At 67.6% G+C, this 14,458-nt stretch carries 8 protein-coding genes; 5 read left to right on the plus strand and 3 right to left on the minus strand.

Going from position 1 to position 14,458, the window contains the following annotated elements; genetic code table 11:
• Window positions 1-7 precede the first annotated feature (7 nt).
• On the minus strand, window positions 8-5,032 hold the full coding sequence (locus C0J29_RS20595; RefSeq protein WP_120793411.1) for a non-ribosomal peptide synthetase: 5,025 nt from the start codon (window positions 5,030-5,032) through the stop codon (window positions 8-10).
• A 180-nt stretch (window positions 5,033-5,212) separates the two neighbouring features.
• Between C0J29_RS20595 and C0J29_RS20600 the strand changes: the two genes are divergently transcribed.
• The 4 genes from C0J29_RS20600 (at window position 5,213) to nbtC (ending at window position 11,074) form a co-directional block, all read left to right on the plus strand.
• Window positions 5,213-5,797, plus strand: coding sequence for a GNAT family N-acetyltransferase (locus C0J29_RS20600; protein ID WP_242460499.1), 585 nt, complete (start codon window positions 5,213-5,215; stop codon window positions 5,795-5,797).
• A gap of 75 nt (window positions 5,798-5,872) precedes the next feature.
• Window positions 5,873-6,631 carry a thioesterase II family protein gene (locus C0J29_RS20605; protein WP_120793412.1) on the plus strand — a complete coding sequence of 253 codons (759 nt, stop codon included), beginning with the start codon at window positions 5,873-5,875 and terminating at the stop codon, window positions 6,629-6,631.
• Window positions 6,628-7,920 carry a beta-ketoacyl [acyl carrier protein] synthase domain-containing protein gene (locus C0J29_RS20610; RefSeq protein WP_371872420.1) on the plus strand — a complete coding sequence of 431 codons (1,293 nt, stop codon included), beginning with the start codon at window positions 6,628-6,630 and terminating at the stop codon, window positions 7,918-7,920. The genes C0J29_RS20605 and C0J29_RS20610 overlap by 4 nt, the downstream gene beginning before the upstream one ends.
• Window positions 7,877-11,074, plus strand: coding sequence for a nocobactin polyketide synthase NbtC (gene nbtC / locus C0J29_RS20615; protein WP_120793414.1), 3,198 nt, complete (start codon window positions 7,877-7,879; stop codon window positions 11,072-11,074). Before C0J29_RS20610 ends, nbtC begins: the two co-directional genes overlap by 44 nt.
• Here the strand turns inward: nbtC and C0J29_RS20620 are convergent.
• Together C0J29_RS20620 and mbtG are read right to left on the minus strand one after the other, a co-directional pair.
• Window positions 11,071-11,280 (minus strand): MbtH family protein, encoded by a 210-nt coding sequence (locus tag C0J29_RS20620; RefSeq protein WP_065042542.1) that lies wholly within the window; start codon window positions 11,278-11,280, stop codon window positions 11,071-11,073. The genes nbtC and C0J29_RS20620 overlap by 4 nt on opposite strands.
• Entirely contained in the window at window positions 11,261-12,547 is a 1,287-nt protein-coding gene (mbtG, locus tag C0J29_RS20625) for an NADPH-dependent L-lysine N(6)-monooxygenase MbtG (RefSeq protein WP_065042574.1), read from the minus strand. Before mbtG ends, C0J29_RS20620 begins: the two co-directional genes overlap by 20 nt.
• A gap of 174 nt (window positions 12,548-12,721) precedes the next feature.
• On the opposite strand from mbtG, the gene C0J29_RS20630 reads away from it, so the two are divergent.
• Window positions 12,722-14,341: a (2,3-dihydroxybenzoyl)adenylate synthase gene (locus C0J29_RS20630; RefSeq protein ID WP_065042541.1), complete on the plus strand. Its 1,620-nt coding sequence runs from the start codon at window positions 12,722-12,724 to the stop codon at window positions 14,339-14,341.
• Window positions 14,342-14,458 lie beyond the last annotated feature (117 nt).

The following is a 14,458-nucleotide window of genomic DNA, read 5'->3' on the forward strand; positions in this document are numbered from 1 at the left end:
GCCCCCGCTACTGCTGCTGCCACGAGGCGTTGAGCGCGGCCAGAGCGTCGGCGTCCAATCCCGAGGCACTCATCGGCGCGCTCTGGAAGCCCCGCTCCGGGGTATCCGCCTGCGCCGCAGCCAGGTTGGCAGCCGCGTCCACCGCGCCGGCCACCTCGGCGAGGGTCAGGTGCTCGAACACCATGGCAGGAGCCAGGGCGAGTCCCACGGCGTTGGCTCGCGCCGACATCTGCACGGCGATGACGCTGTCCCCGCCGAGCGCGAAGAAGTTGTCTTCACGGTCCACACCGGAGATCTCCAGCAGCTCCTCCAGCAAGCCGATCAACGCTTGTTCGGTTTCGGGGGAACCAACGGCCTTCGCGGTTTGCGCAGGCTCAGGCGCAGGAGGAGCCAGCAGTGCGTCCATGACATCGGACGGCAACAGCTCCAGCTCCGAGACCGGCCGGTCCGGGGCCGTCACAAAAGCGTCGAGCACCGCATTGAATGCGTCGGCCAGATGCCGAACCGTCTGCGGCTCATACAGATCGGCGCTGGCAAGCAGGCGCACCTCCAGTCCCCCGTCGGGTTGCACGCTGACACTGACGTCGAGATCGAGCAGCGAGACCTCGAACTCCATCGGGATGGGCACCACCGTCGTTGCGCCGCTCGCCAGCTCGCGGGGCGCCTGCGCCCAATCCTCGGTGCGGAAATGCAGCGAGCATTGGAAGAACGGATGGTTCCGGGCACTCGATCGGGGCGGGTTGAGCGCTTCAACCAGCCGGTCGATCGGAAGCTCCTGGTGGGACAACGCGTCGAGTGTCGTTGCGCGGCAACGAGCGAGCATGCCACGCAGGCTCGGGTCGCCCGTCAGGTCATTGCGCAACGCCAGCACGTTGGCGAACGGTCCGTCCACCTTCGCCACCGCGAGGTCGTCGCGGGATGCGACCGGAGTGCCCACGGCGATGTCCGTGCCCCCGCCGACCCGGTGCAGCAGCACCGCGAGGGCGGCCTGATAGACCATGAATTCACTGGCGCCGGTGTGATCCGCCAACTGGGTCAGCCGAGCACGCTGCGCCGCCGGCACCGTGAACGTCACGACCTCGGCGCGCTGGCCCACCACCGGGGTACGCGGGTGGTCGGCCGCCATCGGGATTTCGGCGGGCAGCCCGGCCAGCGCCTCGCCCCAGTGGGCCAATTCGGCCGCCGCCCACTCGCCCGGCACATCGAAGGTATCTCGTTGCCACAGCGCGTAATCGACGAACTGCAACGGCAGCGGGTCCCATTGCGGCGCCCGGCCCGTCGCCCGCGCCCGGTACGCGGTGACGAGGTCTTCGTAGATGACGCCGAGCGAGTTGTGGTCGGTGACGATGTGGTGGATGAGCACGACGAGGACGTGTGTGTCGGGGTCGAGCACCAGCAGTGTCGGCCGGATCAGCGGGCCGCACGTCAGGTCGAACAGGTAGCGGCGCAGGTCGGCGGTCGTCGCGTCGGCCCGGTCGGCGCCGATCTCGGTCACCGGGAGTTCCAGCTTCAGGGTGGGGCGCACCGACTGATACGGAATGCCTTCGTGCTCAACGAAAACGGTGCGCAATGCCTCGTGCCGGGCCACCACGTCGTTGAGTGACGCGGTGAGGGCGGCGATATCCAGCGGACCGGTGAAGCGCAGCGTGAGCCCCAGATTGAAGACGTCGTTGGGTCCCCGCATCCGGTGCTGGAACCACATGGCCAACTGGGAGTAGGACAACGGTGGCCGTTCGGGGCGGATCGTCGCGACGAGTTCCGGGCGGCCCGACTGCCCGGGAGCCAGTTCAGCGCCGAAGTCCTCGTCGAGGTCCATGCCGTCGAGGTCGATGCCGAAGACGTCACGGAACTGCTCGACCAACAGGGCCGCCAAACCGGCTGGGGTGGGCGCATCGAAGACGGTGCGAACGCTGCAGTCCACCCCGATTTCGGCGCGGATCTGTGCGACCAGACGAGCCGCCAGCAGTGAGTGGCCACCAAGATCGAAGAACGAATCGTCGGCGCCTACCCGCTCCAGCCCGAAGAGGTGGCCGAAGATCGAGCACACCCGGCGTTCCGTGGGCGTCGCCGGCGCGCGATAACTGCGAGCGTTCACCGGGGTCGGTGCGGGCAGTGCCCGTTTGTCCAGCTTGCCGTGCACGGTCAGGGGAATCTCCGAGATGACCGCGGCCGCCGTCGGCACCATGTACTGCGGCAGCATGGTCGCGGCATGAACGTGAATATCGTTGATGTCCAATGCGATTGGAAGACCGTCCGGTCCGGCCGCCGGCACCAGGTAGGCAACCAGCCGCGACCCGGCCCCGGTCTCCTCAGCGAGCACCAGACAGTGCCGCACCGCCGGGTGCGCGGCGATCACGGACTCGACTTCGCCGAGTTCGATCCGGAAGCCGCGTACCTTGACCTGTTCGTCGGCCCGGCCGACGAATTCCAGGTTCCCGGCCAAGTTGCGCCGGACCAGATCTCCCGTCCGGTACAGCCGCATCCCGGAATTGAACGGGTCGGCGACGAATCGTTGCGCGGTCAACCCGGGACGTCCTAGGTATCCGCGGGCCAGTTGGGCACCGCCCAGGTACAACTCACCGACCACTTCGGCCGGAACCGGCTGCAACTCCCGGTCGAGTACGTAGGTGTAGACGTTCTGATTCGGCACGCCGATAGGCACGACGCCCGGGCCCTGACGGCCCGCGACGGGCATGTGGGTCGCGCAGATGACCGCCTCGGTCGGACCGTAGTGATTGCGCAGCGTGGCATCGAAGTGACCGGCGAACCTGTCGGCCACCTCGCCGGGCAGCGCTTCTCCGCCCACCGGCACATGCCGCAACTGCCGCCACTGGCTGGCCTGCGGCAGCAACAACAGGGTGCTCAACATCGAGGGCACCATGTGCAGCACCGTGACTCCGTGGCGGCTGATCAGATCCGCGACGTAGGAAACCTCGCTGAACGCATCGGCTTTCGGCACGATCAGCCGCGCACCGATGGACAACGGGGCGAAGATCTCCATCACCGACGCGTCGAAGCTGACCGACGAGGTCTGCAGCAACCGGTCGGCGGCGGTCAGGCTCCATTCTTCGAGGAATCCCGCCATGTGTTCGGCGATGGCGTGATGCGGTACCGCGACGCCCTTGGGCTGTCCGGTGGAACCGGAGGTGTAGATGACGTAGGCCAGGTGCTCCGGACGCAGCGGGCAGCGCCGGTCGGTGTCGGTAGGTGCAGCGCTCGACAGCGCGGCGGCGGCCCGTTCGGCCGCTGCGAAATCCTCGTGGCTGATAACCAGCGCGGGCCCGGCGTCGGCAAGCAGGTATTCGATGCGCTCGGGGGGAAATGCCGGGTCGATCGGCAGATAGGCCGCACCGGCTTTCAGCACGGCGAGCATGGCCACGACGAAGTCGACGGACGTCGTCATGCGCAGGCCGACGATGTCGTCGGGCCCGATCCCGTTTCCGATCAACCAGTGCGCCAATTGGTTTGCGCGAGCATGCAGTTGCGCATAGCTGAGCTCGGTGTCCTCGAATACCACCGCGACCGCGTCCGGCGTGGCCGCTGCGGCCGACTCCAGCGCGGCGACAGCGGTGCTCGCCGGCCTTGCGACCAGGACGCCGTGGGACTGCGTCAGTATTGCTTCCCGCTCGTCAGCCTCCAGCAGTTCCAGGCTGTCGACCCGAAGTCCGGGCTCCCGCAGTGCGCTGGTGAGCAGTTGCCGATAGTGCCGCAGCAACTGGCCGACAAGCTCGTCGCCCAGCACATCGGTCTGGTATTCGAATTCGGTGGACAGGCCCTGCGGGTCGAGCACCACCGCCAGCGCGAGTGGGATCGGAGCGGACACCGCGCTCAGTTCGAGCTGCCGGGTGCTGACGCCCGCGAAGTGGAGTCCGGCCACGCTCTTGCGCATGCTGAAGCCCAGCCGGACCAGTCGGTCCAGCCCGTCGTGTCCGGCGCTACGTTCCGGGTTCAGTTCGCGCACAACGCGATCCAGACCAACCGACTGGTGGGCGAAGGCTTCCAGGCAGGTGTCCCGCACGGTGCCGACCAGGGACGCGAACGTATCCTCGGGGCGCACGCGGATGCGCAACAGCAGGGTGTTCCCGAAGTAGCCGAGCGCCCCCTCGGTCGCGGCCCGGCGCCCGGTGACCGGAATCGAAACGAGGAAGTCGGCGGCACCGGTGTAGCGCCGCACTAAGGCGCCGTACGCCGCCAGCAACACCATGAACGGGGTGGCGGAATGTTCCCGGGCGACGCCCTCGAGCCGGATCGACAGGTCCGGGGGCAGTGCCGCGGCACGGTGTCCGGCCCGCGTGGATGGATTCGGCGCCGCGGCGCCGGGCAACTCCAGCGGATCGGGCACCGGCGACAGGGACTTGCGCCAGTACTCGACATCGGCGTCGGCGCAGTCCGGGGATTCGTTCAGCACCTCGACCGCGACGTACTGCGGCGGTTCCCCGGTGGCCATGGCGGAGGAGCCGTACGCCGCACTCAGCTCACCGAAGAAGACAGCCCAGCAGTCGTCGTCCCAGCAGATGTGGTGCGCGACCAGCAGCAACACGAACTCGTCCGGAGCGGTCCGCGCCAGCGTCATCCGCAGCGGCAACTCTCTGGTGAGGTCGAAGGGCCTGCCGAATTCGCTGTGTGCCAGCGCCTCGATCTGCTGCGCCTGTCGTTCGCCCGAGACGTCCTGAGTCCGCCACGGAATGTCGACATCGTCGCGGAAGATCTGATACGGCTCGCCCTCGGCGTCCACGCCATAGGTGGTACGCAGAATGGCGTGGCGCGCAACGACATCCGCGAAGGCCGCGCGCAGCCGTGCCTCGTCCAGCGCACCGGTCAGCCGGTAGGCCACGCAGATGTTCAGCGTGGCGTCGGTGGGGTTCATGGCCTGCACGAACCACATCCGGCGCTGCCCGGCGGAAAGGTCGTAGCGTTCTCCCGCCGAGATCACCGTCTGTGGAGCCGATTCCGCCGTCGCTAGACCACTTTCGGCGATCCGCTGGCGCAACAGTTCGCGCCGGCGTTCCTGCACGGTCCTGGCATCGGCCATGGCTGGTTCCACTCCTCCTCCCGGTCGGGCGCTCGACCTCGGTAGACATGCCGCGGCGAACCCCGGACTTCGGCCAGTAGCTTATGTTAGCCTTCGCTAAGTTGGGGGCTGGATGCGGGCATCGCCGGCGAACGTGCCGCCCAGTTCGTTGCGAGAGGCTCGTTGCGAGAGGACGTATCCGTGCCGGAAGTAACAGGGGTTGACCCGCTGGATCTTCTGCACCGGCGCGCCACACCCGAGCAGGACGGGATCCCGGGCACCTTCTCGCTGCGTCCGCTGGATCTGGACCGCGACCTCGACCTCCTGCACACGTGGATGAACGACCCGGAAGTCGCGCGCTACTGGAACAAGGCCTGGCCCCGCGAACAGATCGCGTCCTACTTGCGCGAGCAGCAACTCAGCACGCATTCGACCCCGTATGTGGGTGAGCTGGACGACGTTCCGATGAGCTACTGGGAGCTCTATCGCGCCGATCTCGACCCGTTGGCGCAGTACTACGACGCCCGCGAACACGATGCCGGCGTCCACCTGCTACTGGGCCCCGCCGACAGCCGCGGGCGCCGGCTGGCCGCGGATCTGTTGCGCGTGGTGTCGGCCTGGCAGCTGGATGCGGATCCGCTGGCCACCCGGGTCATCGGCGAGCCGGACGCCACCAACGTGCGCCTGATCCGGGTCGCCGCACTGGCGGGCTTCCGGCACGTCACGGACATCGACCTGCCCCACAAGCGGGCGGCTCTGCTGGTGCGGGGGCGGGATTCGCTCTGAGCGCCTCGGGCCTGATCCCGCCCGAGTAGCTTATGTTAGCCTTCGCTTAGTTGGCAGACGGAGAGGTAGGGCGGCATGCCGCGCACGCTTGGTTGGATCAGGCAGTTTCACCAACCTGGTTCACCCGAGAGCCCGACACTGCTGGTTTTCCCGCATGCCGGCGCGGGCGCCTCGGCTTACCGATCCTTCTCGAAGGCGCTGAGCAAGCATTTCCGCGTCCTGGTCTTTCAGTACCCGGGTCGCCAGGACCGCGCGGGCGAACCACCGCTGAGCACCCTCCCGGAGATCGCGGCGGGCGCGTTCGAGGAATTCGCCACCTCAGAGCACTGCGGGCCCGGTCCGATCGTTGCATTCGGTCACAGCATGGGCGGCTGGGTCGCGTTCGAATTCGTACGGATCGCCGAGTCCAGGGGCATCGACGTGCGTGAACTCAACGTCTCGGCAGCGGTCGCACCCGGCAACGCCGTCACCAAGCCACCGCACCCGACCGATGACGAGTCGATCCTGCAACACCTGACCGCGCTGGAAGGCACCAACTCCGCCGTGTTCGGCAACAGCGACCTGATCCGGCTGGCGCTTCCCGTCATCAAGGCCGACTACCGCGCCTGCGACGCGTACTCCTGCCCGGACGACGTGAAGATCGCGGCCCGCATCCACGCGCTCGGCGGTGACCAGGACCCGATCGTCACGCTCGGCGATCTGTACGGATGGGGCAAGCACACCGACAGTGCCGAGGTGACGATGTTCGACGGCGGGCATTTCTTCATCAACGATCACGTCGACGCCGTGGCCGAACTGCTGGCGGCGTGTGCCCAACGGGAGCAGACGCAGTGACCGATCCGGTCGTCGTCGCCGGACTGGCTGTCGAAACCCCGGGCGGCATCGACACCCCCGCCGCGTTGTGGCAGGCGCTGTGCGACCACCGCGAACTGCTGTCGCCGTTTCCGCGGGATCGTGGCTGGCCCATCGACGATCTGCTGTCGGTGTCCGAGGCAGACGGCTGGGGCCGGGTCCCCGATTCGGGTGGATTCCTCACCGGCGCAGCCCAATTCGATCCCCCGTTCTTCGGTATCACGCACCGCGAAGCGCTGGTGATGCATCCCCAGCAGCGGGTTGCGATGCGCGTCGCGTGGCGTGCTTTGGAGAACGCGGGCATCAATCCCGGCTCGGTCGAGGGCGAATTCGGTGGATGCTACGTCGGAATGTCGATGACCGAGTACGGCACCCGCACCGCCGTCGCCGATGACTACAGCGGCCACCGCACCGTGGGCATGGGCCAGCTCGGTGGAGCCGGGCGCATCTCCCACGGTCTGGGCCTGACCGGACCGTCCATGTGCATCGACTCGGCCTGCGGATCGTCGCTCACCGCACTGCAACTGGCCGTCAACGCGATCACAATGGACGAGTGCGAGTGGGCGCTGGCCGGCGCTGTCTGCGTGTTGGGTTCGCCGGCGGCCTTTTTCGAGTTCGCCAAGCTGCACGCCCTGTCCGACGACGGACACTGCCGTGCCTATTCCGAGGACGCGACCGGCACCGTCTGGGGCGAGGGCGCGGGAATGCTGTTGCTGGAACGGGAATCTCGTGCGCGCCAACTCGGTCACCGGGTCTACGGACGGATCCTGGCCGCCCGCACCAATCACAACGGCAAGGGGAAACCGATCCTCGTTCCCCGGGTGCACGCGCAAGAACAAGTGGTGCGCAAGACGCTGGATGCGGCCGGTATCAATCCCGCCGACGTGGGAATGATCGAAGGGCACGGTACCGCAACACCGGCCGGTGACCCGGTGGAACTGCTGGCGCTCTTCAAGACCTACGGCGCGGCCGGATCCGAGGCCCTGCTCGGCTCGATCAAGTCCAATGCCGGGCACGCCCAGGCGGCCGCTGGGATTCTCGGACTGATCAAGGTCCTCCTGGCCGGCCGGCACGGCTACATTCCGCCAACCCTGTTCTCGGACAACCCCACCAAGAAGCTGGACTGGGATCTGACCGGCATCCGGCTCGCCACGAAGCTGACCGAATGGCAACCCAAGGACGGTGTTCGATACGGCGCCGCGTCGTCGTTCGGCGCCGGCGGCGCCAATGCCCACGCGATCGTCGCGATGCCCGCGCAGAACGACAAGTGAGCGAAACGTGACCCGCTATCTGCTCCCCAACGGCGCCATCCCCGTACTGCTGACGTCGGATAACCCCGAACTCATACCGGTCGATGCCGCTGCCCTGCTTGCCTACCTGGCGGACCACCCCGAAGCGGCCCCGCACCTGATCGCCGCCATGCTGTTTCGTACCCGGGTCGCCCGCAAACACCGCGTCCTGGCACTGGTGCGCGATCGCAAGGAATTGACCGAGGCCCTGCGGGCGATCGTCGACGACCGCGAGCACGGCTCGGTGCTGCGCGCCGATGCGGCCGCGGCAGCCCGCCGTCACGCGTATGTCTTTCCCGGACAGGGCAGTCAACGGCCAGGCATGGGCAGGCGCTGGTATGACTCGGTTCCGGCGTACCGCGCCGAAGTCGAGCGCTGCGCAGCGGTTTTCGCCGAGTTGACCGGGCAGTCGCCGCTTGATTACCTGCTGAACGACCAGTTTGTCGCTCCGGGAGACGCAAGCGATGACGCACGCACGGTCCAGCCCGCGCTGTTCACCCAGATGGCCGGGCTCGCGGCGGTGTGGCGCTCGTTCGGCGTAGCGCCTGCCGTCACTATCGGGCACAGCCAGGGAGAGGTTGCCGCCGCCTACGTTTCGGGCCGGATCACGCTGGCCGACGCCGTCCGCGTGATCGCATTGCGGGCGCGCGCCGCCGACGGGCTGGGTGCCGGTGACTACGCGATGGCGGTGCTGGCCACGGATCGCGAGACGTGCGAGGACCTGGTGGCCCGCTGCGCCGGCTGGGCGCAGGTCTCGGCGGTGAATTCGCCTAACATGCATGCGATCTCGGGTGACCGGGAATCGGTGCAGAGCATCGTGGACACGTGTGCCGCGCGCGATGTCTTCGCCCGGATGATCCCCGTCCGATACCCGGCGCACACGGGACTGATCAACGGTCTGCGGGACGAACTGTGCACCGGTATAGGTCGCGAGTTGTCCAGCCTGACGTTCTCGGACAGTGACATCGCCTGTCTCGGTGCCACTCTCGGCGGCCCCCTCACACCCGAGCAGCCGGTGGACCAGTACTGGTTCTGGAACCTGCGCAACACCGTTCGGTTTGACAAGGCGATGACCGCCGCACGCTCGTTCGACATCGACACCTACATCGAGCTGGCCGAACACCCGACATTGCAACTGGCGATCCAGGAGAACCTGACCCACGACGCCGGACGAAACAGCATGGTCGTCGGTACGTCCACCAGGACGGACAACGATCTCACCGACTTCACCCGCAATCTGATGCGCTGCGCGCTGCACGACCTGAACTACCCGTGGGACAGCCTCGCGACGGAAAGCCAGGGACCTCCGGCGTTGCCGTTGCCCGATTTCCCGAACACTCCGATGAACGAGATCGCGCTGTGGATGCCCTATGAACAGGGCTTGTCACCGGCCGCGCGGAAGGCGTCCGCCGCCGGGCCGAACGTCGCAGAGCCGGACGTCTTGGGACCGACCGTCGTGGGACCGAACGTCGTGGCGCCGGACGTCGTGGTGCCGGACGTCGTAGCGCCGGAAGAAAACCTCGATCAGCCGGCGCCGCGAATGCTCGCCGAGAAGTGGGTGCGGCTGTCACGGCGCTCCCTGGTGCCGCCGCGAACCATCGGCATCATCGATCACACCGGCGCCGCCGCGGACCTCGCCGCGGCGCTGACCGTCGCTGCCGGTGATGTCGGCGCCACGGCCCGGGTGCTCAGCGCTGACGAAATTCGCACCGCCCCAGGTGATCTCAATGCATGTGTCATCCTACTGCCGCGGTCCGCGCAAGGCGGCGCGTCGGCAGCGGTGCACAGCGTGGCAACCTTCTTCGCCGAGCGGCGCTGGTGGCCCGGGGTCGTCGCCGGTATCACCGACTACTGGCTGGTGACCGTTGGTGGCGAGGCGGTCGTCAACGGGGACCCGCCACCCGATCTGGCCCACGCAGGGGCAAGCGCCGGATTCCGTTGTGTGGGGGCTACCTACCCGGGCACGCGGTTCCGCCACCTCGACATCCCGGACGCAGGTCCCGCCGGCCCGGCCGAAGCCGTGGCCATCGTCGCGGCACTGCACACCGCGGAGGAATCCGAACTCGCGCTGCGCGACGGCGGTCTGTACGCCAAACGCGTGGTCGACCACGACGCACCTGTGACCGGCACCGACGACCAACCCGCCGGCCACGTCCTCATCGTCGGCGGCACCGGCAAGCTCGGCCTCGAATTCTGCGAGCACTTCGCCCGCCGTGGCGCCCGCGAGATCACCCTGCTGAACCGTTCCGGCGAAACCGCTTCCGCGGCACAACGCTTGCAGACCATTCGCTCGGCTACCGGCATCGACATCCGGGTCGTCGCGTGCGATGTCAACGACACCGCCGCGGTATCCGCCTTGTCCGAGCAAGCCACTCCCGCGGATCTGATCATCCATGCCGCGGTGGAGTATTCCGGCATCGAACTGCCGGACATCACGGCCGCGGCGGTCGACCATGCCCTGCAGGCCAAGGTGGTGGGCATCGCCCGGGTTCTGCACACGTTCCCCCGCGCCGAGGGCTGCCGGGTGGTGCTGTGCTCTTCGATCTCGGCCTCGGTCGGCGGACGCGGGCTGGCTCTGTACGCCGCCGGCAATCGAATGCTCGACGCGATGGCGTATCAACTCAGAGCCGAAGGCCTGGACTGCGTTTCGGTGCAGTGGGGTCACTGGCGAGTCCATCTCGAAGAGTCCGGATCGGCGATGCTGGCCGGTCTCGGTGTCGTCCCTATGCGTCCCGCCGACGCGCTCGCGGTGAACGTGTCAGGGTTGCGGGGGAACGCGATTGTCGCCGCCTTCGAGCTGCATCGCGCACGGTCGGTGCTGGAAGCCTGCGGTCGTGGTTCGCTGCTGTCCCAACTGAATTCCGCAGCCCAGCGCCCGGCCGAACCACCGGCCCGGCCCCGGGAGAACGGCGCGGGGCTTTCCCAGCGGTTGGTGAGCCTGCTGGCGCAAGCGATCGGGGCCGACAGCGCCGACACCATCGACATTGCGGTCCCGATGGTGGCTATCGGCCTGGACTCATTGCAGGCCTTGGAGTTTCGGCGCCGCGTCAAGGCAGAATTGAATCGCGACCTGGAGGTGGCCGACCTGCTGGGCGGGGCGACGATCGCGGAACTGCTGGCCAAGCTCGACGCTTAGCGCATCGCCTCGCGCAGGGTTCGCGGGCGCATGTCGGTCCAATTCCGCTGCACGTAGTCGAGACAGTCCGCGCGGGTAGCCGGGGCGCAGACCATCCGCCAGCCCGCAGGCACCTCGACCGCATCCGGCCACAGGGTGTGCTGTCCCTCGGCGTTGACCAGCACCGAGAACAGCCCGCCCGTGTCGTCAAACGGGTTGGTATGCACCGCTTCTCCCGACCGGCGGACTTGCGGCCACCACCCCGGCGCCGAGGACGCGATCGGACAGCAGCCCCAGGCAGCTCAGATTGGGGAAACCCGGGCCCTCGTTCAGTCCGGACAGATTGGGCAGCACCAGCCTCGGGGTGACTCCGGCGACGGCGAGGTCGGGACCGATCGACTCCTCGATCCGTTCCCCGGTCAGCGGGCCACCAAGCTCCAGCTCCAGCAGGTCGACGGCGTCCTGGCTCAGCAGCGGCAGGAACCACAGCGCGTCCGCACCGGAGCCGTCGATGACGAGGTCGAAATCGTGCACGCTCTCCTGTAGTTCGCCGCAATGGTCGGTCTGCAGGGTGATCCAGATGCGCTCGTGACGGTCGACGACCTTCGCCACCCGCCCGCGTAAATGCTTGATCCGCTCGTCGGCGAGCAGTAGCTCCTGCACCCGCGCGGAGAACACCCCGCGATCGGTGCGGGCAATGCAGTCCCGCCGTTCCGGCAGCGTCAGACTGCGCCAGTGGGTGGGATCGGAGAACAGCGAGTTCTCGAAGAAGCCCTCACCGCGGGTGAACAGCGTGGCCTGCGGCGAGATGGCCGTGATCGTCGAAACGCGATGATGGAAAAGCTCATTGAGCATCGAAGCGGCCGTCTCGCCGCCACCGATCACCGCAACGTTCTCGGCGACGATCCGGTTGTGGCGCGACGTGCGCTCCCAGAATTGGGCGATGGACAGCATCCGCGGGTCGCCGGAGAGCATGGATCGTTGCGGCTGGCCTGGACCGGTCATCATCACCGCGCCGGCCGACAGCGCCGCATCCCGCGTGTGCAACTTCCACCGCTGGCCCTGCACCGACATCTGAATCAGTTCACCGCGAACGACTTTCAGGTCCACCATTTCGGCAACCCAGCGCAGGTATCGCGCCCAGGTGTCGTGCGTGGGCGCGGGCCTGCCCCGGTCCACCCAGCCGACGAACTGATCGATCGCGACCAGATACGCCTGCCAACTCCACCGCATCATCCGCTCGTCGACTTCGGCGTCGCGACCGGGTACCAGCGACGAGCGGTAGGGGAAGCCCACGTCCTTCTCGGGGCTGGTGCCCAACCGCTGCCGGCCGTCGGTCCAACCGCCGCCGGCGACCCAGTTGGCAGCGATACCGGAGCGCTCGATGGCGACGATGTCCGCGGTCTCCACACCCATTTCGCGCAGTGCCGCCGCTTTTGCGGCCACCGCCACGGCCTTTGCACCGGCCCCGATGATCGCGAGGGTTTCACCCATCGTGCACCCGACGAGATTCTGGGGCACGGAGGCGGCATCTCCCGCTTGTCACTGCGTCGGCGAATGATGCGCCGCCCACAACCCCACCTCCCGGCTTAGCTCAGGCTGTCCTAACTTTGTGTACGCTACCCTATATTCGTGGGGCATACACCCCCGCCCCGAGGAGCTGTCGAGTTGTCGCGTGACTCTGGTTCGCTTGACGGGTTCGTCTCATTTCCGTCTGACCGGGCCGCCGCCTACCGGGCCGCCGGCTACTGGTCCGGCCGGAGCCTGGGCGCGGTGCTTCGCGATGCCGCGTCGAGTTGGCCCGATCGGCCGGCGGTAATCGATACGGCCGACAGCTTCACCTACGCCGAACTGGACCGACTCGCCGATGAGGCGGCCGCCGGGTTCGCCGCGCTGCCGATCCGCCCCGGCGACCGCGTGCTGCTGCAGCTGCCCAACTCATGCCGATTCGCCGTCGCACTGTTCGGGCTGCTGCGTGCCGGCGCGATTCCGGTGATGTGCCTGCCCGGCCACCGACTAGCGGAACTGACTCATTTTGCGCAGATCAGCGATGCGGTCGGCGCGGTGATCACGGACACCGCGGGTGGATTCGACTACCGGCAGCTGGCCGCGGCGCTGCAGGCCTCGCGGCCACGCCTGCGCCACGTTGTTGTCGACGGGGATCCAGGCCCGTTCCTGCCCTGGTCGGCTCTGTCCGGTCAGCCCGATGTGACTCCCCCGGTCGTCGACACCGCCTCGCCCGCGCTGCTGCTGGTGTCGGGCGGCACCACCGGGCTGCCCAAGCTGATCCCCCGCACCCACGACGACTACGTCTACAACGCCACCGCCAGCGCCCGGCTGTGCGCGATGACCAGCGCCGACACCTACCTGGCCGCGTTGCCGGCGGCGCACAACTTTCCGCTGGCGTGCCCCGGCATCCTCGGCGCGATGACCGTCGGAGCGACGGTGGTATTCGGTGACGACCCGAGCCCGGAGGCGGCCTTCGCCGTGATCGAACGACACGGCGTCACGGTCACCGCCCTGGTCCCGGCATTGGCCAAATTGTGGGCGCAGGCCTGCGATTGGGAACCGGTGACGCCGAAATCGTTGCGGCTGTTGCAGGTTGGCGGCTCGAAGCTGGAACCGGAGGATGCCCGCCAGGTGCGCGAAGCGCTGTGCCAGGGACTACAGCAGGTTTTCGGCATGGCAGAGGGGCTGCTGAACTTCACCCGTTTGGACGACCCGCCCGAGATACTCGAGCACACCCAGGGCCGGCCACTGAGCCCGGCAGACGAAGTGCGCGTCGTCGATGGCGCCGGCCGGGAGGTGCGCCCGGGTGGCGAAGGTGAGCTGTTGGTCCGCGGCCCGTACACGATCAACGGTTACTTCCGCGCCGAACGCGACAACGAGCGCAGCTTCGACCCGGACGGCTTCTACCGCAGCGGGGATCTGGTCCGCCGGCGTGAGGACGGCTACCTGGTGGTCACCGGCCGGATCAAGGACGTCATCTGTCGATGCGGTGAGACCATCGGCGCGCAGGACATCGAAGAGCAGTTGCTGACTCACCCAGACGTCTGGTCGGTGGCGGCGGTTCCGCTGCCCGATCCGGATCTCGGCGAAAGAATCTGCGCTGCAGTTGTTTTCAGTGGCAAGTCGGCGACATTGGCAGAATTGAACGGCCATCTGGAGCGCCGCGGGATGGCTAGCCACGCCCGCCTCGATCAAGTCGTCGCGTTTCCGGCTCTGCCCACCACCGCGATCGGCAAGATCGACAAGAAGGCCATCGTCGCCCAGTTGACGACTCCGTAAATCTCGCTCCTAGATCTCACCAGGGGAACCCGCCCGCTTGTCAGCGGAGCGGGCAATTGCGGCACCGGCTAGAAATCGTCGATAGCAGACGGTAGTGTTCTCTAAGTTCACTGGCGG

Source organism: Mycobacterium paragordonae, from assembly GCF_003614435.1.
Classification (GTDB): Bacteria; Actinomycetota; Actinomycetes; order Mycobacteriales; family Mycobacteriaceae; genus Mycobacterium; species Mycobacterium paragordonae.